The organism is Pseudomonas turukhanskensis (genome assembly GCF_027922365.1).
Taxonomy (GTDB): domain Bacteria; phylum Pseudomonadota; class Gammaproteobacteria; order Pseudomonadales; family Pseudomonadaceae; genus Aquipseudomonas; species Aquipseudomonas turukhanskensis.
This window is the reverse complement of sequence record NZ_BSFN01000001.1, coordinates 404,628-428,375: the sequence shown is the minus strand read 5'-3', so window position 1 is coordinate 428,375 and position 23,748 is coordinate 404,628. Positions and strand designations below refer to the sequence as shown.

At 61.6% G+C, this 23,748-nt stretch carries 18 protein-coding genes and 1 pseudogene; 6 read left to right on the top strand and 13 right to left on the bottom strand.

The window, feature by feature from the left end; genetic code table 11:
• The first annotated feature begins 21 nt into the window (after positions 1 to 21).
• Positions 22 to 1,788, top strand: coding sequence for a hypothetical protein (locus PKE98_RS01935; protein WP_271193581.1), 1,767 nt, complete (start codon positions 22 to 24; stop codon positions 1,786 to 1,788).
• Between the two features lie 99 nt (positions 1,789 to 1,887).
• Positions 1,888 to 2,754 (top strand): Tim44 domain-containing protein, encoded by an 867-nt coding sequence (locus PKE98_RS01930; protein ID WP_271193580.1) that lies wholly within the window; start codon positions 1,888 to 1,890, stop codon positions 2,752 to 2,754.
• 43 nt (positions 2,755 to 2,797) lie between these two features.
• On the opposite strand, the gene pdxR is transcribed toward PKE98_RS01930, so the two are convergent.
• Positions 2,798 to 4,276: a MocR-like pyridoxine biosynthesis transcription factor PdxR gene (pdxR, locus tag PKE98_RS01925; protein WP_271193579.1), complete on the bottom strand. Its 1,479-nt coding sequence runs from the start codon at positions 4,274 to 4,276 to the stop codon at positions 2,798 to 2,800.
• 218 nt (positions 4,277 to 4,494) lie between these two features.
• Between pdxR and PKE98_RS01920 the strand changes: the two genes are divergently transcribed.
• From PKE98_RS01920 to PKE98_RS01905, 4 genes and pseudogenes are all read left to right on the top strand, one after another.
• On the top strand, positions 4,495 to 5,133 hold the full coding sequence (locus PKE98_RS01920) for an FMN-binding negative transcriptional regulator (RefSeq protein WP_271193578.1): 639 nt from the start codon (positions 4,495 to 4,497) through the stop codon (positions 5,131 to 5,133).
• A gap of 10 nt (positions 5,134 to 5,143) precedes the next feature.
• Positions 5,144 to 5,593 (top strand): annotated as a pseudogene (locus PKE98_RS01915) (GNAT family N-acetyltransferase).
• Positions 5,594 to 5,617: 24 nt separating this feature from the next.
• The gene (locus tag PKE98_RS01910; RefSeq protein ID WP_373877802.1) at positions 5,618 to 6,292 is read left to right on the top strand and encodes a GNAT family N-acetyltransferase; all 675 of its coding nucleotides are present in this window, start codon (positions 5,618 to 5,620) and stop codon (positions 6,290 to 6,292) included.
• Between the two features lie 433 nt (positions 6,293 to 6,725).
• Positions 6,726 to 9,257, top strand: a complete 2,532-nt coding sequence (locus tag PKE98_RS01905; RefSeq protein ID WP_373877794.1) for a fused MFS/spermidine synthase — start codon at positions 6,726 to 6,728, stop codon at positions 9,255 to 9,257.
• A 158-nt stretch (positions 9,258 to 9,415) separates the two neighbouring features.
• Here PKE98_RS01905 and PKE98_RS01900 read toward each other — a convergent pair whose 3' ends face one another.
• The 12 genes from PKE98_RS01900 to atpE all read right to left on the bottom strand — a co-directional run bounded on the left by PKE98_RS01900 (position 9,416) and on the right by atpE (position 23,660).
• Complete coding sequence (locus tag PKE98_RS01900) at positions 9,416 to 12,775, bottom strand: Ig-like domain-containing protein (protein WP_271193576.1); 3,360 nt, start codon at positions 12,773 to 12,775, stop codon at positions 9,416 to 9,418.
• Between the two features lie 193 nt (positions 12,776 to 12,968).
• Positions 12,969 to 13,442 carry an MEKHLA domain-containing protein gene (locus PKE98_RS01895; protein ID WP_271193575.1) on the bottom strand — a complete coding sequence of 158 codons (474 nt, stop codon included), beginning with the start codon at positions 13,440 to 13,442 and terminating at the stop codon, positions 12,969 to 12,971.
• Between the two features lie 114 nt (positions 13,443 to 13,556).
• Positions 13,557 to 15,407, bottom strand: a complete 1,851-nt coding sequence (gene glmS / locus PKE98_RS01890; protein WP_271193574.1) for a glutamine--fructose-6-phosphate transaminase (isomerizing) — start codon at positions 15,405 to 15,407, stop codon at positions 13,557 to 13,559.
• 11 nt (positions 15,408 to 15,418) lie between these two features.
• On the bottom strand, positions 15,419 to 16,189 hold the full coding sequence (locus tag PKE98_RS01885; protein WP_271193573.1) for a DeoR/GlpR family DNA-binding transcription regulator: 771 nt from the start codon (positions 16,187 to 16,189) through the stop codon (positions 15,419 to 15,421).
• A 223-nt stretch (positions 16,190 to 16,412) separates the two neighbouring features.
• Positions 16,413 to 17,771, bottom strand: coding sequence for a bifunctional UDP-N-acetylglucosamine diphosphorylase/glucosamine-1-phosphate N-acetyltransferase GlmU (gene glmU, locus PKE98_RS01880; protein ID WP_271193572.1), 1,359 nt, complete (start codon positions 17,769 to 17,771; stop codon positions 16,413 to 16,415).
• Between the two features lie 189 nt (positions 17,772 to 17,960).
• The gene (locus PKE98_RS01875; RefSeq protein WP_271193571.1) at positions 17,961 to 18,386 is read right to left on the bottom strand and encodes a F0F1 ATP synthase subunit epsilon; all 426 of its coding nucleotides are present in this window, start codon (positions 18,384 to 18,386) and stop codon (positions 17,961 to 17,963) included.
• 44 nt (positions 18,387 to 18,430) lie between these two features.
• The gene (atpD, locus tag PKE98_RS01870) at positions 18,431 to 19,807 is read right to left on the bottom strand and encodes a F0F1 ATP synthase subunit beta (RefSeq protein ID WP_271193570.1); all 1,377 of its coding nucleotides are present in this window, start codon (positions 19,805 to 19,807) and stop codon (positions 18,431 to 18,433) included.
• A gap of 30 nt (positions 19,808 to 19,837) precedes the next feature.
• A complete protein-coding gene (gene atpG, locus PKE98_RS01865; protein WP_271193569.1) occupies positions 19,838 to 20,698 on the bottom strand; it encodes a F0F1 ATP synthase subunit gamma in 861 nt (286 codons plus the stop codon).
• Positions 20,699 to 20,760: 62 nt separating this feature from the next.
• Positions 20,761 to 22,305, bottom strand: a complete 1,545-nt coding sequence (gene atpA, locus PKE98_RS01860; protein WP_271193568.1) for a F0F1 ATP synthase subunit alpha — start codon at positions 22,303 to 22,305, stop codon at positions 20,761 to 20,763.
• A gap of 21 nt (positions 22,306 to 22,326) precedes the next feature.
• Positions 22,327 to 22,863, bottom strand: coding sequence for a F0F1 ATP synthase subunit delta (locus PKE98_RS01855; protein WP_271193567.1), 537 nt, complete (start codon positions 22,861 to 22,863; stop codon positions 22,327 to 22,329).
• Between the two features lie 14 nt (positions 22,864 to 22,877).
• Positions 22,878 to 23,348 carry a F0F1 ATP synthase subunit B gene (locus PKE98_RS01850; RefSeq protein WP_271193566.1) on the bottom strand — a complete coding sequence of 157 codons (471 nt, stop codon included), beginning with the start codon at positions 23,346 to 23,348 and terminating at the stop codon, positions 22,878 to 22,880.
• Positions 23,349 to 23,402: 54 nt separating this feature from the next.
• Positions 23,403 to 23,660: a F0F1 ATP synthase subunit C gene (atpE, locus tag PKE98_RS01845; RefSeq protein ID WP_002555987.1), complete on the bottom strand. Its 258-nt coding sequence runs from the start codon at positions 23,658 to 23,660 to the stop codon at positions 23,403 to 23,405.
• Between the last annotated feature and the right edge of the window lie 88 nt (positions 23,661 to 23,748).

Here is a 23,748-nt window from a genome sequence, read left to right as displayed (position 1 = left end):
TCGGTCGAAAGGATTCTCGCCGTGCGCCTCTCTCCTGTATTGGCTTTGCTCGCCTCTTTTCTTATCCCCCTCACGGCCGTTGCCGGCTGGTTTGGCAAAGACGGCCCGGCGCTGTCGGTCGAGCGCAAAGTCAGCCATTACCGCGACTGGAACACCGGCATGCGGCGCGAGGAGGTGACCATCATGCTGCGCGTAAACGGGCGCCCGCTAAGCAACGAAAAACTCGGCCTGGCCTTGGGCGCCAATGAGGAAGACGCCCAGCTGACCACCGTGTTCGAAGCCGTCAGCGCCGGCCCCAACGATGCCCTGGTGCTGTACCGCACCAGTGGCAATTTCGAGTTGGCCCGCCTGTATATGGAGAACGACCGCCTGCGCAGCCAGTCGCTGGTGCGCGACCTCACCCAGAACTGGTTTACCGACGCCCGCATGCCTGGCTGGATTTCGGTGCAACAGGAAAACCATCTGCACCTGGTGCAAATCAACCCACTGCGCGTGGTGGATATCGGCTCTGGCGTGCTGCTGGATGTGCGCGGCGATATCGCCCTGATGGCTGAAGAGGGTTACCACCAGCCCACGTCGAGTATTCACGCGGTCAGCATCAGCCAGGGCAAGCCGGTGGCTGAACTGCCGCTGGAGAAAGCCTGCTTTGCGCTGCCGCAGTTCGAGTTCACCCATCCGCTGGTGTACGCCAGGTTCCCCGAATCGACGCTGGAACAATTGATGTTCCAGCATGGCCCGGCGTGGTTTGACACCAACTTCGAGCTGGCCTCCGGCGCCACGCCCCAGCTGCGCTTGAAGGCGACGCAGAAACTGCCCCGTCCGGCGCTGGAGCGCTGGTATGTCGACCTGCGTGAAGAAGGCGACGGCTACGCCGACAACCGCGATACCCTCGATCTGCAACCGCCCGCGTGCCCCAACAACGCCAACCCGCGCCTGGGCGCGGACAAAGAGCCCTACCCATCGAAGTCGGTGATGGCCGAAGACTTCTGCCTTAACGATGACTACCCCGGCGTCACCGCCGCCATACGCCAGCAGCGCTGCGTATTGCCAGCAACGAGCCGGGTGGTGGTCAAAACGCCACACTGGCAGATAGAAGCGCTGCGCTTTGCCTACCGCCCGCAAAACGGCAAGGCACCGATCGAGCAGCTTGTTTATCAGTTGCGTCAGGGCCAGACCGTCAACCGGGCGATAGCCGGCGACGGCGGCGAAGACTTGCGCTTGCGTGAGGTGCTGCCAATTGGCGAGGGGCAAGCGCTGATCAAAGCGCGGGGCGATGGTGCTTACGAGCTGTTCCATGCTTACTCCGATGGCGCTGGCAAACTGCGCCTGCAGCACCTGGAAACCCTCTCCTACTCCTCCAGCCCTCTGGACACCAGCAAGCCTGGCTGGGTGTACCAGCGCAGTCGCGGCGTGCTGATCAAAATCCAGCCGTTCGGCTTTGAACGGGTGGGCAGCGGCTTGCTGGATATCCGCGGTGAGGAGCTGCTGTTCCAGTACGTCAATGACGGCAGCAAAGGCCTGATGCTGATCAGCATGCCGTTTCAGCCCGAACCCCAGGCCCCCGGGGTGGGCGATGACGCACCGCGCTACCAGCTGAGTGCGGGCTGTCGCCTGGCCGATGACCCGGATTGGGAACTTGCCGTGCCAGCGGCAGACGCCACGCTGACGGAGTCGGCGGCCTGGTTCAGCCGTAACTTCGATTACACGAACGGCAAGCCGGGCAGCATTGTCCTACATAAAGATCATCAGTTGCGCGTTAAGCTTGGCTGCGGTCCTGACAGTCAATAAGCGTTAGGGCATAAATCCGGAAACATACTGCCGCTGGTCATCATCAAGCGCCCTGTGCAACATGGCGCGCGTTGAATCCATTTAAGAGAGTTGTGAACCATGAAGCGTTTCATCAGCCTGGCCATGATGCTTTGCGTAGCGTTGACGCTCAGCCTCGACGCCAATGCAAAGCGCATGGGCGGCGGTAAATCCTTCGGCTCCGCGCCTACCCACCAAACCCGTCAGGCCACCCCGCCGGCCAGCCAAGCGGCTGCGCCGGGTAAAGCCGCACCGGCCGCTGCTGCAGCCGGCGGCGCCTCGCGCTGGCTGGGCCCACTGGCAGGCCTGGCCGCTGGCGGCCTGCTGGCCTCCATGTTTATGGGCGGTGGCTTCCAGGGCATGCAAATATTCGACTTCCTCATCATCGGCCTGATCGCCTTTGTGATCTTCCGCTTTATCGCCGCACGTCGCCGTCAGCAAGCCGCTGGGCAACCGGCTGGCGTGGGTGGCTATGCACCGATGCAGCGTGATCTGCCGCCGAACCAACCGGTTATTCCGCCCGCCAACACCATTTTTGGTGGCAGCAGCGCGGCAGCCGCAGCGCCAGTGATCAATGCGCCGAGCTGGTTCAATGAGCAGCGTTTTGTCGAAGCCGGCAAAGAGCACTTCATGGCCCTGCAACAGCATTGGGACGCGGCGGAAATGGACAAGATCGCCGAGTTCGTGACCCCGCAGATGCTCAGCTTCCTGAAAACCGAGCGCGCCGATCTGGGCGACGGCTTCCAGTCCACCTACGTGGAAGACCTGCACGCACAGCTCGAGGGTATCGACGAACTGGCTGATAAAACCGTAGCCACCCTGACCTTCAGCGGCACCGTCAAAACCTCGCGTTTCGACCAAGGTGAAGCCTTCAGCGAAAGCTGGCGCATGGAGCGAGCCAATAGCGAAAACGCACCGTGGCTGGTGGCCGGTATTCGTCAGAACTAAGTCATTGGCTACACAAAAAACCCGGCGCTTTGCTCCGGGTTTTTTATTGCCTCCACGCTTTCTTCAGCGCCGCCAGCGCAATGGCGATATGGGCTTGGTTAACCCCGGCAAAGCCCAGCACCAGCCCGGCACGCTCGTCGGCACTGCCCGGTGAATCGTCCAGCCAGTAGTCACTCAGGGCATTGAGCTCCACACCCACCGCCGCCGCCTTTTCCACCAATTCCAGCTCCCGTGCCCGGCTGGCCACCCGCACGCTCAGGTGCAGGCCGGCGTCCACCGCAGGCAATGGCTGACAACCGGCCACCTCGCTCGGCCAACCTTTGAGCACGGCATCGCGGCGCGCCTGAGCCGCGCGGCGCATGCGGCGGATGTGCCGCTGGAAATGCCCCGCCGCAATAAACTCGGCCATCACTGCCTGGGTGCCGATTTCCGAATGGCGCACCCCCAGGGCGCGCACCTGACTGAATGCGGCCGTCAGCGCCGGCGGAACCACCAGATAGCCCAGGCGCAAACCGGGGAATGCGATCTTGGAAAAGGTGCCCACATACAGCACCCGACCATGCTGGTCCAACGCCGCCAGCGGCGACAACGGCGTGCCCCGGTAACGGTACTCGCCGTCGTAATCGTCCTCGACAATCCAGGCCTGCTCGCGCGCCGCCCATTCCAGCAACTGCAAGCGGCGTGGCAACGACAGGGTCACGCCCGTGGGGTATTGGTGCGAGGGCGTGACATACGCCAGGCGGCAATCCTTGAGCCCGGCCAATTGCCGGCTATCAAAGCCGTCTTCGTCCACCGCCACGCCATGCAGGCGCGCACCGGCCAGGGCAAACGCTTTGCCGGCGGCGCGGTAACCGGGGTTTTCCACTGCCACGCCATCGCCAACATTCACCAACAGTTGCGCGCACAAACTGATGGCCTGCTGAGCGCCACTGGTGATGATCACCTGCGCCGGGTCACACACCAGCCCACGGCTATTGCGCAGATAGGCGGCGATCAGCTCGCGCAGCTGCGGGTCGCCGGCCGCAGCGCCATAACCGAGGCTGGCCATGGGCGGGCGACGCCAGAAATTGGCCTGCAGGCGCGCCCAGGTTTCGAAGGGAAACAGGTCAAAGGCCGGAATGCCGACGCGAAAGGCCCGCGGCGCATCCAGGCGCGGCTCGGGCAGATACTGAGTTTGCAAACGATCGAGCAGGTTGCTGTGCGGCACGCTGCTGGGCGGCTCGACCGGTTTCTTCGCCGTCTTGCCACGTCCCTTGGTGGCCAATTCCGCCACGTAGGTGCCATCGCCAATGCGCCCCTGCAGATACCCTTCGGCATACAGCTGGTCGTAGGCACGCACCACGGTATTGCGCGACACCCCCAGGGCTTCTGCCAGATCGCGAGTAGCCGGCAGGCGCACCAGGCTGCCGAGCTGGCCGCCGAGGATGCGCTCACGCAGGGCCTGATAGAGCTGGCGTGACAAACCCTGCTTGCGGTCCAGCTGGATACCCGAAGGGTCAAACGGAAGCGGCGTCGGTGGCATAACGAAGAACCTGTAGGAGCGGCTTAGCCGCGATACTGTTGGCGTTGATAGGGCTCCGTTTGAAACCTTTGCAAGCGGCCCAATCGAGGCTGACGCCTCTCCCACAACAAAGCGTCGCGGTTTCTCAGCCTAAATTGGCCCCATGAAAATAGCCATAAATGGCTCTTACAACAGACCAATAGCTCCCCTAGCATCAGTCCATCTGTTGGAGAGCCACCATGTACACGCCTGCTGCATTTCGCGAAGAAGACCTGCCCACCCTGCACGCGCAGATGGTGCAAACACCCTTGGCCATTCTGGTCAGCCAAGACGAAAACGGCATGCAAGCCAGCCATCTTCCCTTGCTGCTGGTGCCGGGCGCCGGAAACCTGGGCACCTTGAAAGGCCACTTCGCCAAGGCCAACCCGCAATGGAAAACCTTCCAGGCAGGCGCCGAAGTGCTGGTGATCTTCCCTGGCGAGCAGGCCTACATCAGCCCCGGCTACTACCCGAGCAAAGCCGAACACGGCAAAGCGGTGCCCACCTGGAACTACATCGCCATTCACGCCTACGGCCAGGCCGAAACCTTCGATGACCCCGAACGCCTGCGTCTGTTGCTGAGCGAATTGACCGCCCACCACGAGCAAGGCCGCGCCCAGCCCTGGACCCTCGACGAAGCGCCGCCGGCCTATATCGACAGCATGCTGCGCGCCATCGTCGGCTTCGAACTGCCCATCGAACGCCTGGAAGGCAAATGGAAACTGGGCCAGAACCGCGACAGAACCGACTACGACAGCGTGCGCGCCAACCTGGCCGGCAGCGGCCTGAGCAACGAGGCCCAACTGGCCGCCCGCATGCCACCCCACGGCTCCCAGTAAAGGAAACCCAATGAGTACCTTGAGCATCCGCGCCATCACCGCCGCCGATCACGCCGCCTGGCTGCCGTTGTGGCAGGGCTACCAGCGCTTCTATAAAACCGTGATCAGCGATGACACCAGCGCCACCACCTGGCAACGCTTCCTCGACGGCGCCGAACCCATCAACGCCGCGTTGGCCTGGCAAGGCGACAAAGCGGTGGGCCTGGTGCACTTTATCTACCACCGCTCCACCTAGACGGTCGGCAACTACTGCTACCTGCAAGACCTGTACGTAGACGAAGGCATTCGCGGCGGCGGTATTGGCCGCCAACTGATCGAACACGTCTACCAGCAAGCCAAGGCCGCCGGCGCTTCTCGCGTGCACTGGCTGACCCACGAAACCAACACCGACGCCATGCACCTGTACGACAAGATCGCCGACCGATCCGGCTTTGTGCAGTACCGCAAACTCTTCGCTTGAATTGCCAGGAACCGACCCATGAGCCTGACCCCGCACCTGAACTGGACACCCGTCGTCGCACCCACCCGCGACACCCTGCAAGGCCGCACCGTACGCCTGGAAGCCCTCGACCCGGCACACCATGGCGATGACCTGTGGCAAGCTCTGCAAGGCCCCGACTCCGACCCGTTACTGTGGGACTACCTGCCCTACGGCCCCTTCGCCGAGCGCGCGGCCTTCGACACCTGGCTGAGCAACAACGCCGCCAGCAAAGACCCCCTGTTTTTCGCCGTGGTAGAACAAACCAGCGGCCAGGTACAAGGCCTGCTCAGCTACCTGACCATCGCCCCGGTGCACGGCAGCATCGAGATCGGCCATATCTGCTACGGCCGCGTGATGCAACGCAGCGTGCAGGCCACCGAAGTCATTTACCTGCTGGCCAAGCACGCCTTCGACCACGGCTACCGCCGCCTGGAATGGAAATGCAACAACGGCAACGCCCGCTCCAAGCGCGCCGCCGAGCGTTTCGGCTTCAGCTACGAAGGCCTGTTCCGCCAGCACATGGTCATCAAAGACCGCAACCGCGACACCGCCTGGTACTCCATCATCGACAGCGAATGGCCCGAGATCGCCAAAGGGTACGAACGCTGGCTGGCTGTGGATAACTTTGATGGAGCGGGGCAGCAGATTGCGGATTTGAAGGCGTTGCGCGAGGCCTAGAGACGGCTAAAACGCTTCTCTGCTAACAGATTGTGGCCCCGGATCGTCGGACCCCCGCCTACAGGGGGCGACGGCATTTTATGCCCCCCTCAGTCATTCCCGCGCAGGCGGGAATCCAGAATCTGCTGGGGGATAGACGTACTCCGGCAAGCGCCTGGGTTCCGAATCGACGCCCTCACGCCTACAGCGGACGACGGTGTTCTTCACTCCCCACGCCGTCAGTCCCATGCACAGCTTTAGTGCAACTGGCATCGCTGAAAATTGCCGAAGAAATGAATGCAAAACCTCCGGCCAAACAATAGCCAGTGACCGTTGCTCGTCAGGCGGCGAGCAACCTGTTTTACTTCGGGACCGGCCACTGCGCCGGTCTCGTTCGTTTGAAGCCGCACCCGCGTTTTACCCGCACCCGCCATTGAACAAGGACCGCTACACAATGCCGTCTGCGAGCCGTTCAAAGACTCCCGCTCACACCTCCCGCGTCACCCCCGTTGCGGCCAGCCCGGCCCTGCTTATGTGCGCCTTGCTGCTGTTTGTTTCCGGCGGCGCGGCGCTGATTTACCAAGTGCTGTGGATAAAACAGCTGTCGTTGGTGGTGGGCGTGGAGGTGTACGCCATTACCACGGGCGTTAGCGCGTTTTTTGCCGGTTTAGCCTTCGGCAGCCTGGCCTTTGGCCGCCTCGCCGACCGCCTGGCGCGCCCCGTTTTGCTGTACGCCGGGCTGGAAGTGATGGTCGCCGTGTTGGGCATTGCCGCCACCTATGGCCTGGGTAATGCCGCCGGTTTATTTGCCCGCCTGGAAGCGCAGATCGGGCTGCTCGCCTGGTTGCTGCCGTTCGCCCTGGTGGGCGTTCCGGCCCTCCTGATGGGCGGCACCTTGCCGGTGCTGATGCGCGCCATTGGCCCCGCCACCGACCAGCTTGGCAGCGCCGGCGGCCGTTTATATGCAGCCAATACCGCCGGCGCCATTGCCGGCACGCTGCTCACTGCCTTCGTATTGATTCCCGCACTGGGTGTGCGCGGCACCGCTTTTGCTGCCGCCGCGCTCAACCTGCTCGCCGCCCTCGGCGCGCTGTGGCAACACCGCGGTCAACGGCTATTGCCGGCCACGCCCATGCTCGAGCGCAACCCGCGCAGCAAGGCCGCGCGCCTGGCGCTGGTGCTCTATAGCGTCGCCGGCGGGGTGGCGCTGGGTTACGAAGTGCTATGGTCGCAAGCCATCGTGCAATTTATGAGCACCCGCACGTTCGCCTTCTCGGTAATGCTCGCCACCTACCTTGCCGGGCTGGTGCTGGGCAGCGCCCTGTATGCCCGACGTGCCGATACCCTGCGCGACCCATGGGGCCTGTTCGGCCTGCTGATCGCCGGCGCCGGTCTGCTGGCCCTGCTGGAAATCGCCGGCCTCGGCCGCTGGCTGGTGGATGCGCAAAGCCACGTGGAGGCGTGGGTGCTGATCAGCACCGACAATGAACTGGCCGGCATGTGCGCGCGGTTTCTGGTGGCGGCGCTGACCATCGTTTTTCTGCCCACCACCTTGCTTGGCGCCGCGTTTCCCCTGGCCCTGCGCCTGGCCGTGGACAGCCGCCATGTGGGGCGAGATGTGGGCGCCATTGTGGCGTTGAACACCCTTGGCGGCATTGTCGGTGTGATGCTCTGCGGCTTTGTACTGATTCCGTTTCTGGGCCTGGTGCACAGCCTGGGCCTGCTGGCGGTGCTGGCCGGGTTGATCGGCTTGGTTGCCGTGAGCTTTGGCGAGCGGGTGACACACCGGCTGCGCAATGCGGTCACCGTAGTCGCTCTGGCGTCGGTGGCCGTGGGCCTCTTCACCCCGCCGCAAACCCTGGCAGACCTGCTGCCGGGTGCGCAGAAAGGCACGCTGGCCTTTTACGAAGAAGGCAGCGGCGGCACCGTGGCCGTTGTCACCCAGGGCAACCCGCAGCAACGCTTCAACCGCCTGTATATCCAGGGCGTATCCAACACTGGCGATGCCATGCCGTCGTTGCGCTATATGCGCCTGCAAGCGCTGCTGCCGCTTCTTATCCACAGCGGCGAACCGCGCTCGGCACTGGTCATCGGCTTTGGTACCGGCATCACCGCCGGCGCCCTGCTGCAATACCCGGCGCTGGAAAAGCCGGTAGTCGCCGAACTGCTGCCCGCCGTGGTCAGCGCTGCGTCGCTGTTCAAAGGCAACTTCGACGCCGCCAGCGACCCGCGCTTGGACATCCGCCTGCGCGACGGCCGCCGCGAACTGCTGAGAAACGCCGATACCTACGACCTCATCACCCTTGAACCGCCGCCGCCCTCGGCCGCCGGGGTGGTGAACCTGTATTCGCGCGACTTCTACCAACTGGCCGCCAGCCTCCTGAACAGCAACGGCATCGTCGCCCAATGGCTGCCGCTGCCCACCCAAACCCTGGACGAAAGCCGCGCTTTGGTACGCGCCTTTCTCGACGTATTCCCCCACGCCTCGCTGTGGACCACCGAATTCCACGAGATGCTGTTGGTCGGCTCCCAGCAACCCATGCCACTGGATGCAACCCGCATTGCACAACGCTTCGAACAGCCCAGCGTTGCGACCGCCCTGCGCCAGGTCGGCATCGCCAACCCGGCGGCCCTGCTCGGCACCTGGGTAACCGACCGCGCCGGCCTGGAAAGCTTTGCAGGCGACGTCCGTGCCGTAACCGACGACTACCCGCGCATCGAATACGCCCCCTGGGTAAAGCACGATGAAATCATCCGCACCCTGCCCGCCCTGCTCGGCAAAACCACCCGCCCACCGCTGACGAATGCCGACCCTGCGCTGGTGAATGCCGTGACGGTCCAGCAAGAGCGCCTGCAAAGCTTCTACGGCGTGGGGCTGCTGGCCTATCAAGGCAAACGGCAGGAGTGGGAACAGGCGGTGCGGGGGGTGATGCAGCGCGATAGCGGCAATCCGTACTACCGGTGGTTTCTGGGGGTGGGGTTGTAAGGGGCCGGCGAACGAATAGCACTGGTATACAGGAGCGGGCGGTCGGGTTAAACAAAACGCCCCGATAAGTCGGAGCGCTTTTTTAGGGCTAAGAGGTGAACATATTTCACTTCATCAACGCGATGAGAGGGCCTGGACCCGGTACGTTAATCGCCCTTTTATTGATAGGTTACCGTGATCGAATCGCTCAATGTACCCGAGGTGGCCCGAATCGTGACTGGTCCGGGCGTCGTGCGGCCAAACACAAAAGTGGCAACTCCGTTGGCGTTGGTGTTGGTGGTGGAGCCAACGACTTTATCCCCGTCCCATGCCACTCCAACACCGGCGCCAACCAGGTTGCCGTGGGCGTCCGTAAGGGTGGCACTGAGCGTTACAGTTCGATTGATATTGGCGGTAGCAGGCGCCGTTAGCACCAAGCTTGCAGCAGGCCCGGCCGCAAACGTTACGGTGGCGGAGCTTTGCACCGTACCGACGCGAGCGGTCACATCGGCTACCCCGGCTGTGGTCGCACTGGTCAATACCACCGTGGCCACGCCAGTGGCATCGGTCGTGGAAGTTGCACTGCCCAGCGTGCCAGCCGGGGTGCTCCAGTTCACCGTTTGCCCTGCACCTAACGCGCTGCCATTGGCATCTTCGACACGCGCACTCAGGGTAGTGGTGCTGGTGCCGTCGGCCGTAATCGAGTCTGCTGCCGGGCTCAAGCTAATAGCTGCCGCGGGGGCAAGAAAGGTTACCGTCGCCGAACCGCTTGCGCTGCCAGAGGCGGCTTGCACGGTAACGGTGCCTGCAGTGGTCGAGCTGGTCAGCACCACCGTGGCAAGACCGCTGGAATTGGTGGTGGAGGTGGCGCTGGCAAGACTGCCTGCGCTGGTGCTCCAGCTTACGGTGACACCCGCCCCCACACTGTTTCCATTGGCGTCTTCAACACTGGCGCTCAGGGTAGTTGTGCTGGTGCCATCGGCAGTGATTGAGGCCGCTGCCGGGCTCAGGCTAATAACCGCCGCGGGGCCGAGAAAGATAACCGTCGCCGAGCCGCTTGCGCTGCCGGAGGTGGCTTGCACGGTGGCGGTGCCGGCGGTGGTCGAGCTGGTGAGCACCACCGTTGCGATACCGTTGGCATTGGTGGTGGAGGTGGCGCTGGCGAGGGTTCCGGCGCTGGTGCTCCAGCTTACCGTGACGCCCGCCCCCACACTGTTGCCATTGGCGTCTTCAATACTGGCGCTCAGGGTGGTGGTGCTGGTGCCATCGGCGGTAATGGAGGCCGCTGCCGAGCTCACCGCGATAGCCGCCGGTACATCGGCGCTATAGATAACCGTGGCCGAGCCGCTTGCGGTGCCAGAGGTGGCTTGCACGGTAGCGGTGCCGGCGGTGGTCGAGCTGGTGAGCACCACCGTGGCGATACCGTTGGCATTGGTGGTGGAGGTGGCGCTGGCAAGAGTGCCGGCGCTGGTGCTCCAGTTTACGGTTACACCCGCCCCCACACTGTTGCCATTGGCGTCTTCAACACTGGCGCTCAGGGTGGTGGTGCTGGTGCCATCGGCAGTAATCGAGGCTGCTGCCGAGCTCACCGTAATAGCCGCGAGCACGCCTGCGCTGTAGATAACCGTCGCCGAGCCGCTTGCGCTGCCGGAGGTGGCTTGCACAGTGGCTGCGCCTGCGGTGGTCGAGCTGGTGAGCACCACCGTGGCGACACCATTGGCATCGGTGAGCGAGGTTGGGCTGGCGAGGGTGCCGGCGCTGGTGCTCCAGCTCACGCTGACGCCAGCGGCCACCGGGTTGCCGTGCACATCGCTAACGGTCGCAAGCAATGAGGAGGTGGCAATACCATCGGCGGTTATCGAGGCCGGCGTTGCTTCCAGTTGCAGCGCGCTGGCTGCGCCGGCGGTGAAGGTGACGGCAAAGGTGGCGCTTGCCGCGCTGGCCGCTGCCTGCACGGTGGCAGTACCTGCGGTGGTTGAGCTGGTCAGCACCATGGTGGCGACGCCGTTGGCATCGGTGCTGGAGGTGGTGCTGGCGAGGGTGCCGGCGGTAGTTGTCCAAGTCACCGTATGGCCTGCCCCTACTGGCTGGCCCTGGGCATCGGTAACAGTGGCGCTCAAGGTGGTGGTGTCGGTGCCGTTGGCCTCGATTGAGGCGGAACTGGCAACCACCGCCACTCCCACGGACAACACCATTACCGTCATCAGATTGGAGGTCACCGCGCGTCCGCCGCGGTCGATACCGTTGGCCTGAAGGCTGTAGGTGTTGCTGCCGTTGGCGTTATAGGCCGGCAGGTGGAGCATTGTTTGCGTACTGCGGGTGTTGGCGGCGATAAAACCGGCAGCGCTGCCTGTCCACGCCAGGCTTTGCAACATATCGGCACCCGTTAGTTGCAGCGGCACGGCAGTGTTTTCCGTGCCGGAGATAACAGCCTGCAGGCGCAGCTCGACGAGGTCTTTTTTAACGTTCAGCACGATTTCGTTGTTGCGCGATACCAGGTCATAGCGCATGCGCTCGAGCAGGCGGCTGGCCATCAGGTTGTCGCTGGAAAGCTGCCTGGCCAGTGGTTCACCCAGGCGGTACGTGAAGGTCAGATTGGCCGAGGTATCGGTTTGCCCGCCCAGGCCAAACCGGTGGTCCAGGTTCAGCCCCATCAAGGGCACGGGGTTGTAGATCACACCCACCGTCATTGAGTTTGGGTCTTTCTTGCGATCAGCACCGGAAAACAGGCTGACTTCATCGCCGTAGTACTGCTCGTAGGCCAACTTGCCGCCCAGTTGCGGGTAGGTCGGCAGGTAGCCTTCGGCGCGCACATCCCAGCCTCTGGCCGGGCGTTCCAGGTAGTCATCGAGGTCGGGCGAGGTTTTCCAACTGGACAGTGGCTGGTAGGTGTTGGCGCTCAGTTTGAGAAAGTCGGTCCAGGCTTCTACGCCATAGCCTATACGCTCGTTTTTAGCGGTGAGGTCACGGTCGTAGAAGCTGTTTAGGCCCAGCAACCAGTTGCCGACATCGTGCCGATAGCCCAGGCCCAGGTTGACGGTGTTGCGATAGTCCTTGGTGTAGGTGTTAGCCCGGCGTATACCGGCCTGGCTGAAGACCATACTGTTACCGGCCTTATAGAAGGGCACCAGGAGATCAAGGCTGCCGCTTTTGACACCGTGTCGGCCCGCGCCCAAGGCCAGTGCCGACGTGATGCCGTGGCTGCTGAACCATTGCTGGGTTGCCCCGCTCGCAGTGCCGCTCAACGCGCCGCCGGCCCGTGCCATTGCTTCATCAACGCCACCGGTGCGGTCACGCATGGCACCGGCTGCCAAGGTTCTGTCGGTGAACGTGCTGTCGGTGTCCGCCGCGAACCACCCGTGCGAAGCCTGCTCATTGTTCTGTGGTTTGGCGGGTGCCGGCGCGGCTGCGCTGCCCAGTTCGGGCAACTGCTGGGGCGTGGCGCCCGGTTGCCCGTGGGCAAGAGCAGGAAAGAGGGGGGAAAGGACGATGCAAAACGACAGGTACAGCGTTAGCAGGCCTCGGGCTATCGAGCGCATAAAGGTGACTTCCACGGATGGGGTTTTTCAGGAAGTCAGAATCTTCGTGGCGTCGACTGCTTGCAGATGCAAGCAGCGTCTGTGCAGGCGGGGGCGCTCTCCTTGGCAGGGCTAGGAGACCGTAACGGCTGCCCCCAGTAGATGGGTGCCGGATGTGTAGGCAGTGGCGTACGCCTGCGCCACGCTGGGCAGCTTAGGGCTCGATCAACTTCCAGCTGTCGAAGCTGGCGGCCTGGCCAATCTTCTCGCCTTGTTCATCAAGCACATTCCACACGGCAGCTTTTTCAATCCAAAACCGTTGGCCGTTTTTGGCGATACGCACGCCGCGGTAGTCGGTAACGTGGCCTTGGCTGCTCACTTGTTCAAGAAAACGTTGGCGTTCACTGCGCTCCATTGGTTCGGCGGTCAGCCGGGAGGGCGTGGCGGTGAGTTCGTCCCAGCTGTAACCCCATAGCGCCAGGGTAGCGGCGTTGCCGTAGTTGAGAACGGGGTCGCCCTGGTTGCCGTGGGAGAGCAGCGTGCGTGGCGCGTAATAGGCAGCGTCGGCCAGTTGCTCGGCACCAAGGTCGAGCGCGCCGGATAACAGGTCGTGGCCGAGCCAATGACGGTAGCTGGTGAGGATGCGGCGAACCTGAAGGATGGAAGCGGGCGTTTTCCAGGGTTGCATGGTGAAAGGCCTTTTCCGGAAGGGGTGGCCAGCGTGGCCCGTATAAGAAGGGCACGATAGAGGAAAGGCTTGAGTACGGCTGTGGATAACCTTATCCACAGCCGTTGAAAGGTCCTATTCGACTGTCACGCTCTTCGCCAGATTGCGCGGCTGGTCAACGTCCGTGCCACGCAGCACGGCCACGTAGTACGACAGCAGTTGCAGAGGCAGGGTGTAGAGAATCGGCGCCAGCGCATCGGAGATATGCGGCATGTTCACCACGTGAGTGCCCTCGCCATTGCTCATGTTCGCCTCGCCGTCAGCGAACACGATGAGCTCGCCGCCACGGGCGCGCACTTCCTGCAGGTTGGATTTGAGCTTTTCCAGCAGCTCGTTGTTTGGCGCCACGGTGACCACCGGCATATCGGCGTCAACCAATGCCAGCGGGCCGTGTTTCAGCTCACCTGCCGGATAGGCTTCGGCGTGGATATAGGAAATCTCTTTGAGCTTGAGCGCGCCTTCCATTGCCACCGGGTACTGAGCGCCACGGCCAAGGAACAAAGCGTGGTGTTTTTCGGCGAACAGTTCGGCGATTTTCTCTACGGTGCCGTCCATGGCCAGGGCTTCACCCAGGCGGGTGGGCAGACGACGCAGTTCTTCGACCAGTTCGGCCTCCACGCCTTTGGCCAGGGTGCCGCGCACTTGGCCAAGCGACAGGGTGAGCAGCATCAACGCCACCAGCTGCGTGGTGAACGCTTTGGTGGAGGCCACGCCGATTTCCGGGCCGGCCTGGGTCAGCAGGGTCAGGTCGGACTCACGCACCAACGAGCTGATGCCCACGTTGCAGATGGCCAGGCTGGCCAGGTAGCCGCCGTTGTCCGGGCCTTTGGCTTTGCCGTTGCGCAGGGCGGCCAGGGTGTCGGCAGTTTCGCCGGACTGCGAGATGCTGACGAACAGGGTGCCGGGCTGCACCACCACTTTGCGGTAGCGGAATTCGCTGGCGACTTCGACTTGGGAGGGAATGCCGGCCAATTCTTCCAGCCAATAACGGGCAACCATACCGGCATGGAAGCTGGTGCCGCAGGCAACGATCTGCACGTTCTGCACCTTGGCGAACAGCTCGGCAGCTTGCGGGCCGAAGGCTTGTACCAACACATGGTCGGTGCCAAGGCGGCCTTCAAGGGTGCGCTGCACGACCTTGGGCTGTTCGTGGATTTCCTTGAGCATGAAATGGCGGTATTCGCCCTTGTCGGCGGCCTCGGCGCCTTCGTGGTATTGCACGCTTTCACGCACCACGGGCTGACCGTCGACGCTCCAGATCTGCACGCTGTCGCGGCGGATTTCGGCGATATCGCCTTCTTCCAGGTACATGAAGCGGTCGGTGACCTGGCGCAGGGCCAATTGGTCGGAAGCGAGGAAGTTTTCCCCCAGGCCCAGGCCGATTACCAGCGGGCTGCCACTGCGGGCGGCGAGCAGGCGGTCGGGCTGTTTGGCGCTGATTACGGCCAGGCCGTAGGCGCCGTGGAGGTCTTTGACGGTGGCTTTGAGGGCAACGGTGAGGTCGCCCAGCGCTTTGAGCTTATGGTCGAGCAGGTGGACGATGACTTCGGTGTCGGTGTCCGAGCTGAATACGTAACCCAGGCCTTGCAGCTGTTTGCGCAGGGCTTCGTGGTTTTCAATGATGCCGTTGTGCACCACCGCCAGGTCACTGCCGGAGAAGTGCGGGTGGGCGTTGCGCTCGCTCGGTGCACCGTGGGTGGCCCAGCGGGTGTGGGCGATACCCAGGCGGCCCGCCAGCGGTTCACCGGCCAGGGCCTGTTCCAGCTCGCTGACTTTGCCGACGCGACGACGGCGCTCGAGCACACCTGCGTTATTGAAGACGGCCAGGCCGGCGCTGTCGTAGCCGCGGTATTCCAGACGTTTCAGGCCTTCGACGAGGATGGCGGTGATGTTGCGTTCAGCGACGGCGCCGACGATGCCACACATGGTTTATCTCCTTAAGCAGGTAGCGCCGCGCAAATGAGGTTAACCCCACGCGCGGTGATGGATGCACGTGCCTCGACGTCGAGGCGGTCATCGGTGATCAAGGTCTGGACGCTGCTCCAAGGCAGTTCCAGGTTGGGAATCTTGCGGCCGATCTTGTCGGACTCGACCATCACGATCACTTCGCGGGCGACATCAGCCATTACCCGGCTGAGGCCCAGCAGCTCGTTGAAGGTGGTGGTGCCGCGCGCCAGGTCGATGCCGTCGGCGCCGATAAACAGCTGGTCAAAATCGTAAGAGCGCAGCACCTGTTCGGCTACCTGGCCCTGGAAGGATTCGGAGTGCGGGTCCCAGGTGCCGCCGGTCATCAGCAGCACCGGTTCGTGTTCCAGCTCGCTCAAGGCGCTGGCCACGTTCAGCGAGTTGGTCATCACCACCAGGCCGGGTTTGTGGCCGAGCTGGGGAATCATCGCCGCCGTGGTGGTGCCGCTGTCGATGATGATGCGCGCGTGTTCCTTGATGCAGGCGACCCCGGCGCGGGCGATGGCTTGTTTGTACTGCGAAACGGGTTGCGCGCTGTCGGCAATCAGCTCTTGCGGCATGGGTACCGCGCCACCGTAACGGCGCAGCAGCAGGCCATTGGTTTCGAGGGCGGCGAGGTCTTTGCGGATGGTGACTTCCGAGGTGGCGAAGGCTTTGGACAGCTCGTCGACGCTCACTTCGCCATGCTCGGCAAGCAAGGAGAGGATCGTGTGGCGACGTTGCGGAGTGTTGCGCTTCGACATTCGTAAGTTTCGATTCGAAAGATAAGTGCGCGAATCAAAACAAAACGAAGGTTTTGCGTCAAGGGGGAGGTCGGAGAATTATTTAGCGGCTGTCAGCAAAAAACCGAGCGTTTGGAGATTTTTATTCGGCGGGAGATTCTGGATTCCCGCCTGCGCGGGAATGACGGCGATAACACCCAAATAGGCGTTATCCCCGTGCAGGCGGGGATCCAGTGGCAAGCGGTTACTTCTTGACCGGGCGCTTCCAGCCTTCGATGTTGCGCTGTTTGGCGCGGCCAACGCCGAGGGTTTGGGCGGGGACATCCGCGGTGATCACCGAGCCGGCACCGGTGGTGGCACCGTCTCCGAGGGTGACTGGCGCAACCAGCGCGCTGTTGGAGCCGATAAACACGTCGGCGCCCAACACAGTGCGGTGCTTGTTGGCGCCGTCGTAGTTGCAGGTGATGGTGCCGGCGCCGATGTTGGTGCGCGCGCCAATCTGGGCGTCGCCCAGGTAGCTGAGGTGCCCGGCTTTAGCGCCTTCGCCCAGCACGGCATTTTTCAGTTCCACGAAGTTACCCACATGGGCTTTGGCGCCCAGTACCGAACCGGGACGCAGGCGGGCAAACGGGCCGCAGTCGGCGCCTTCACCCACTTCGGCACCTTCGAGGTGACTGTTGGCTTTGACGATGGCGCCTTTGCGCAGCGTGCTGTTTTTGATCAAGCAGTTGGGGCCGATCTGCACATTATCTTCAAGGATCACCTGGCCTTCGAGAATGACGTTGATGTCGATGAGAACATCGCGGCCGACGGTGACTTCACCACGCACATCGAAGCGCGCCGGGTCGATCAGCGTCACGCCCTGGGCCATCAGGCGGCGGCCGGCACGGTACTGGTAGTGACGTTCGAGCTGGGCCAGCTGGATGCGGTCGTTGGCGCCAAGCACTTCCATTTCATCGCCGGCCTGTTCGGTGGCGACCACCAGGCCATCGGCCACGGCCATGGCGATTACGTCGGTGAGGTAGTACTCGCCCTGGGCATTGCTGTTGGACAGGCGGCCCAGCCAATCGGCCAGACGTTTGCCCGGCACGGCGAGAATGCCGGTGTTGCCTTCGCGAATGGCGCGTTGCGCGTCTGTGGCGTCTTTCTGTTCGACGATGGCCTGCACGCTTCCGTGTTCGTTACGCAGAATGCGGCCGTAGCCGGTCGGGTCGGCGAGTTCAACGGTGAGCAAACCCAGCTGCTGCTCGTTCACCAGCGCGAGCAGGCGTTGCAGCGTTTGCTCTTCAATCAGCGGCACGTCGCCGTAGAGAATCAGCACGGTGTCTGCCGACAGTTTGGGCAGCGCCTGAGCCACAGCATGGCCGGTGCCGAGCTGCTCGGCTTGCAGCACGAAGCTGAGGTCGTCTGCTGCCAGTTGCTCACGGACTTTATCGGCGCCATGGCCGATCACCACCTGCATGCTGCTCGGCGCGAGTTTGCGCGCGGTGTCGATAACGTGTCCCAGCATGGATTTGCCGGCGATGGGGTGCAGCACCTTGGGCAATGCGGAACGCATGCGGGTGCCTTGGCCGGCGGCGAGGATGACGATATCGAGTGACATGGGGCGGGGTCCTGAGCAGGTTGAATGTGGGGTTCGGTGAACGCGGTGTTCAGCGAGCAATGCACAAGAACTTCTAGAACAACTACGAGGCGGAACGCTCGCCCTAAGCGGGCGAAAAGCCTATTTCAGAAAAAGAAAAAGGGTAGCCAAGGCTACCCTTTTACTTCATCGCGATGAAGAGCTGCGGGGTTAGCCGCCGAACTTCTTGCGAATTTGCTGAACGGTGCGCAGCTGGGCTGCAGCCTCGGCCAGACGGGCAGCGGCGGCACTGTAGTCGAACTCCGAGCCTTTCTCTTGCAGAGCTTTCTCAGCGGCCTTAACGGCCTCTTGAGCAGAAGCTTCATCCAGGTCGTCTGCACGTTGCACGGTGTCGGCCAAAACCTTAACCATGTTCGGTTGCACTTCCAGGAAACCACCGGAGATGTAGAACACCTCGGTGTCGCCGCCTTGCTTGATCAGACGAATCGGGCCCGGCTTCAGGTCTGTGATCAACGGCGCGTGGCCCATGGCGATACCAAGATCACCCAAGCTGCCGCTCGCAACCACCATCTCCACCAAACCGGAGAAGATTTCGCCTTCTGCGCTGACGATATCGCAATGGACTGTCATAGCCATTTGCTTGCCCTACCCTGATTAGCGCCCGTTGCCGGGCGCTGGGATTACAGTTTCTTGGCTTTCTCGATAGCTTCTTCGATGCTGCCGACCATGTAGAACGCTTGTTCTGGCAGGTGGTCGTAGTCACCGTTGAGGATGCCTTTGAAGCCAGCAATGGTGTCTTTCAGGGAAACGTATTTACCCGAAGCACCGGTGAAGACTTCAGCCACGAAGAACGGCTGCGACAAGAAGCGCTGAATCTTACGAGCGCGGGATACGAGTTGCTTGTCGGTTTCCGACAGCTCGTCCATACCCAGGATCGCGATGATGTCTTTCAGCTCTTTGTAGCGCTGCAGAACGTACTGAACGCCGCGAGCGGTGTCGTAGTGGTCCTGGCCGATCACGTTCGGATCGAGCTGACGCGAAGTCGAGTCCAGTGGATCTACCGCTGGGTAGATACCCAAGGAAGCGATGTCACGGGACAGAACGACGGTGGCGTCCAAGTGGGCAAAGGTGGTCGCTGGCGACGGGTCGGTCAGGTCGTCCGCAGGTACGTATACCGCTTGGATCGAGGTGATCGAACCTTGCTTGGTCGACGTAATACGTTCTTGCAGAACGCCCATCTCTTCGGCCAGGGTCGGTTGGTAACCTACTGCAGAAGGCATACGGCCCAGCAGTGCGGATACTTCGGTACCGGCGAGGGTGTAACGGTAGATGTTGTCGACGAACAGCAGAACGTCGTTACCTTCGTCACGGAATTTCTCAGCCATGGTCAGACCGGTCAACGCTACGCGCAGACGGTTGCCTGGTGGCTCGTTCATCTGACCGTAGACCAGCGCTACTTTGTCGAGAACGTTGGAGTCCTTCATCTCGTGGTAGAAGTCGTTACCTTCACGAGTACGCTCACCCACACCGGCGAACACGGAGTAACCGCTGTGTTCGATCGCGATGTTACGGATCAGCTCCATCATGTTTACGGTTTTACCAACACCGGCACCACCGAACAGACCAACCTTACCGCCTTTAGCAAACGGGCAGACCAGGTCGATAACCTTGATGCCGGTTTCCAGGAGGTCGTTGCCGCCAGCTTGCTCCGCGAAGGAAGGTGCCGGGCGGTGAATGCCCCAACGCTCTTCTTCGCCGATCGGACCGGCTTCGTCGATTGGGTTGCCCAGTACGTCCATGATCCGGCCCAGAGTCGCTTTACCGACGGGTACGGAGATGGCTGCGCCGGTGTTGCTGACGTCCAGACCGCGCTTCAAGCCTTCGGTCGAGCCCATCGCAATGGTACGAACCACGCCGTCGCCCAGCTGCTGCTGAACTTCGAGGGTGGTTTCGGCGCCTTGAACTTTCAAGGCGTCGTAGATGCTCGGAACCTGATCACGTGGGAATTCCACGTCGATCACGGCGCCGATGATTTGTACGATACGTCCGCTACTCATAGCTGGATCCTCTGAATATTTGAACCGGTATCAAACCGCGGCAGCGCCGCCAACGATTTCCGAGATCTCTTGGGTGATCGCCGCCTGACGTGCCTTGTTGTAGATCAGCTGTAGATCGCTGATCAGATCACCGGCGTTGTCAGTCGCATTCTTCATCGCGATCATCCGGGCTGCTTGTTCAGCAGCGTTGTTCTCGACCACCGCCTGGTAAACCTGCGACTCCACGTAGCGCACCATCAGGCCGTCAAGCAGCTCTTTGGCGTCGGGTTCGTAGAGATAGTCCCAGTGATGCTTGAGATCTTGATCCGGATCGGCTTCCAGCGGAATCAACTGCTCCACTGTCGGCTTCTGCGTCATCGTGTTGACGAACTTGTTGGAAACCACGGACAGGCGATCAATACGGCCATCCAGGTAGGCATCCAGCATCACCTTGACGCTGCCGATCAGATCATTGATCGACGGCTCTTCGCCCAGGTGGCTGATTGCAGCAACGACGTTACCGCCGAAGTTGCGGAAAAACGCCGCACCCTTGCTGCCTACTACGCAGATATCAATCTCTACGCCTTGTTCGCGGTTTGCCGCCATGTCCTTGACCAGGGCCTTGAACAGGTTGGTATTCAAGCCACCGCACAGACCACGGTCACTGCTCACCACCACATAACCCACACGCTTTACTTCGCGGTCGATCATGAACGGGTGACGGTATTCCGGGTTAGCGTTGGCAAGATGACCAATCACCTGGCGGATACGCTCCGCGTAAGGACGGCTGGCAGCCATGCGCATTTGTGCTTTGCGCATCTTGCTGACAGCGACCTTTTCCATGGCGCTGGTGATCTTTTGCGTGCTTTTGATGCTCGCAATCTTGCTGCGAATCTCTTTTGCGCCTGCCATGCAACACCTATATAGGTACACCTATCGGCCAGCAGGATGGGGGCCTGGGCCCCCATCGCGGCTTACCAGGTTTGGGTGGCTTTGAACTTCTCGATACCGGCTTTCATGCCAGCGTCGATTTCGTCGTTGAAGTCACCCTTCACGTTGATCTTGGCCATCAGATCGGCCAGATCGCGGTTGAAGTAAGCAATCAGCGCTTGTTCGAAGCTGCCGATCTTGGCGATCTCGACGTCGACCAGGTAGCCACGCTCGGCGGCATACAGGGACAACGCCATGTCGGCGGTGGACATCGGCGCATATTGCTTCTGCTTCATCAGCTCGGTAACGCGCTGACCATGCTCAAGCTGCTTGCGGGTGGCTTCGTCCAGGTCAGAGGCGAACTGGGCGAAAGCGGCCAATTCACGGTACTGAGCCAGAGCGGTACGGATACCACCGGAGAGCTTCTTGATGATCTTGGTCTGAGCGGCACCACCAACACGCGATACCGAAACACCGGCGTTCACTGCCGGACGGATGCCGGAGTTGAACATGGCCGATTCCAGGAAGATCTGACCGTCGGTGATGGAAATCACGTTGGTCGGAACGAACGCGGAAACGTCGCCAGCCTGGGTTTCGATGATCGGCAGAGCGGTCAGGGAACCGGTTTTGCCAGTCACAGCGCCGTTGGTGAACTTCTCTACATACTCTTCGGAAACGCGGGATGCGCGCTCCAGCAGACGGCTGTGGAGATAGAACACGTCGCCTGGGTAGGCTTCGCGGCCTGGTGGCCGACGCAGCAGCAGGGAGATCTGGCGATACGCCACAGCCTGCTTGGACAGATCGTCATAAACGATCAGCGCGTCTTCACCGCGGTCACGGAAGTATTCGCCCATGGTGCAACCGGCGTACGGTGCAATGAATTGCAGCGCAGCGGATTCGGAGGCACTGGCAGCGACGATGATGGTGTTAGCCAACGCGCCGTTTTCTTCCAGCTTGCGAACCACGTTGGCGATGGTCGATTGCTTCTGACCGATTGCCACGTAGACGCAGTAAATGCCGCTGTTTTTCTGGTTGATGATGGCGTCGATGGCCAGAGCGGTTTTACCGATCTGACGGTCACCGATGATCAGCTCACGCTGACCGCGACCAACCGGGATCATGGCATCGACGGCCTTGTAGCCAGTTTGCACTGGCTGGTCGACCGATTTACGCCAGATCACGCCCGGTGCAACCTTCTCAACCGCGTCGGTAGCGACGTTGTTCAGCGGGCCTTTACCGTCGACAGGGTTACCCAGGGCATCAACAACGCGACCCAGCAGTTCCGGACCAACCGGAACTTCGAGGATGCGGCCGGTGCACTTGGCGCTCATGCCTTCAGCCAGCGACTGGTATGCACCCAGAACCACGGCGCCGACAGAGTCGCGCTCAAGGTTCATGGCCATGCCATAGACGCCGCCCGGGAACTCGATCATTTCACCGTACATAGCGTCGGCGAGACCGTGAATACGCACGATACCGTCAGACACGCTGACGATGGTGCCTTCGTTGCGGGCTTGGGAGGCCACATCGAGCTTGTCGATGCGACCCTTGATGATTTCACTAATTTCGGAAGGATTGAGTTGCTGCATTGCTCTGCTGCCCCTTCAAACTCAAAGTTTCAATGCTTCGGCTAGTTTCGCGATTTTGCCGCGAACTGAGCCATCGATTACCAGGTCGCCGGCGCGGATTACGACGCCACCAATAAGGCTGGCATCCTCCGCAGCGTGCAGGCGCACTTCCCGGCCGAGCCGTGCACTGAGAACCTTGGCGAGTTTGTCTTGCTGTTCGTCGTTCAATGCAAAGGCACTGGTTACATCCACGTCGACCGATTTTTCCTGTTCGGCTTTCAACAGCTCGAACAAATCGGCGATTTGCGGCAGCAGCGCGAGACGGTTGTTCTCGGCTAGTACCTGGATGAAGTTCTGCACCTTGGCATCGAACTTGTCACCACACACTTCAATAAAAGCGGTGGCCTTGTCTGTACTCGTCAAACGCGGGGCCGTAAGCACGCGCTGTACGGTGGCGTCTTGCGACACCGCCGCAGCCAGGCCGAGCATGGCTGACCAATTGGCCAGTTGCTGGTGGGCCTGAGCGTACTCAAAAGCTGCCTTGGCGTAAGGTCGGGCCAACGTGGTCAGTTCTGCCATGATCGCGCCCTCGCTTAAATTTCGGCTGCCAGTTTGGAAACCAGCTCCGCATGCGCGTTTTGGTCGATAGTGGCGCCCAGAATCTTCTCAGCACCGCTGATCGCCAAGCCACCCAGTTGGGCACGCAGGGCGTCTTTGACGCTGTTCAGTTCCTGTTCGATCTCGGCCTGAGCCTGAGCCTTCAGGCGCTCACCTTCGACACGGGCCTGATCGCGAGCTTCGTCGACGATCTGGGTAGCGCGCTTTTTGGCTTGCTCAATGATTTCAGCTGCCTGAGTTTTGGCTTCGCGCAGTTGCTGACCCACTTTCTCGTGGGCGAGCTCCAGGTCGCGAGCCGCACGGCTTGCAGCGTCCAGTCCATCAGCAATCTTCTTTTGACGCTCTTGCAAAGCCGCGATGACCGGAGGCCACACGAACTTCATGCAAAAGAGCACAAAGATGAAGAAGGCAACGGACTGGCCAATCAGGGTTGCATTAATGTTCACGCCAACACCTCGCTCGTTCGTTGTCCGTCAAACCAATCACTCGTAAACGAGTGATTAGCCTGCGAGTTGACCAACGAAGGGGTTCGCGAAGGTGAAGAACAGTGCGATACCAACGCCGATCATGGTCACGGCGTCCAGCAGACCAGCCACGATGAACATTTTAACTTGCAGCATCGGAACCATTTCCGGCTGACGCGCAGCGCCTTCCAGGAACTTGCCGCCCAGCAGGCCGAAACCAATGGCGGTACCCAGGGCACCCAGGCCAATCAGCAGTGCAACGGCGATCGCGGTCAGACCAACTACAGTTTCCATCTTTCCTCCCGACTTTTTATGTCGTATTGGTTAAGGTTTTTTAAGGTAAAGCGGTAAAGCAAAATTGCTTGCCCTTGCGGGCTGCGGC

What these genes read in the sequence shown, in the direction of transcription:
- PKE98_RS01930 (WP_271193580.1), top strand. Translation starts at nt 1,888, where the DNA reads ATGAAGCGTTTCATCAGCCTGGCCATGATGCTTTGCGTAGCGTTGACG.
- pdxR (WP_271193579.1), bottom strand. Translation starts at nt 4,276, where the DNA reads ATGCCACCGACGCCGCTTCCGTTTGACCCTTCGGGTATCCAGCTGGAC.
- PKE98_RS01920 (WP_271193578.1), top strand. Translation starts at nt 4,495, where the DNA reads ATGTACACGCCTGCTGCATTTCGCGAAGAAGACCTGCCCACCCTGCAC.
- PKE98_RS01905 (WP_373877794.1), top strand. Translation starts at nt 6,726, where the DNA reads ATGCCGTCTGCGAGCCGTTCAAAGACTCCCGCTCACACCTCCCGCGTC.
- PKE98_RS01900 (WP_271193576.1), bottom strand. Translation starts at nt 12,775, where the DNA reads ATGCGCTCGATAGCCCGAGGCCTGCTAACGCTGTACCTGTCGTTTTGC.
- PKE98_RS01895 (WP_271193575.1), bottom strand. Translation starts at nt 13,442, where the DNA reads ATGCAACCCTGGAAAACGCCCGCTTCCATCCTTCAGGTTCGCCGCATC.
- glmS (WP_271193574.1), bottom strand. Translation starts at nt 15,407, where the DNA reads ATGTGTGGCATCGTCGGCGCCGTCGCTGAACGCAACATCACCGCCATC.
- PKE98_RS01885 (WP_271193573.1), bottom strand. Translation starts at nt 16,189, where the DNA reads ATGTCGAAGCGCAACACTCCGCAACGTCGCCACACGATCCTCTCCTTG.
- glmU (WP_271193572.1), bottom strand. Translation starts at nt 17,771, where the DNA reads ATGTCACTCGATATCGTCATCCTCGCCGCCGGCCAAGGCACCCGCATG.
- PKE98_RS01875 (WP_271193571.1), bottom strand. Translation starts at nt 18,386, where the DNA reads ATGGCTATGACAGTCCATTGCGATATCGTCAGCGCAGAAGGCGAAATC.
- atpD (WP_271193570.1), bottom strand. Translation starts at nt 19,807, where the DNA reads ATGAGTAGCGGACGTATCGTACAAATCATCGGCGCCGTGATCGACGTG.
- atpG (WP_271193569.1), bottom strand. Translation starts at nt 20,698, where the DNA reads ATGGCAGGCGCAAAAGAGATTCGCAGCAAGATTGCGAGCATCAAAAGC.
- atpA (WP_271193568.1), bottom strand. Translation starts at nt 22,305, where the DNA reads ATGCAGCAACTCAATCCTTCCGAAATTAGTGAAATCATCAAGGGTCGC.
- PKE98_RS01855 (WP_271193567.1), bottom strand. Translation starts at nt 22,863, where the DNA reads ATGGCAGAACTGACCACGTTGGCCCGACCTTACGCCAAGGCAGCTTTT.
- atpE (WP_002555987.1), bottom strand. Translation starts at nt 23,660, where the DNA reads ATGGAAACTGTAGTTGGTCTGACCGCGATCGCCGTTGCACTGCTGATT.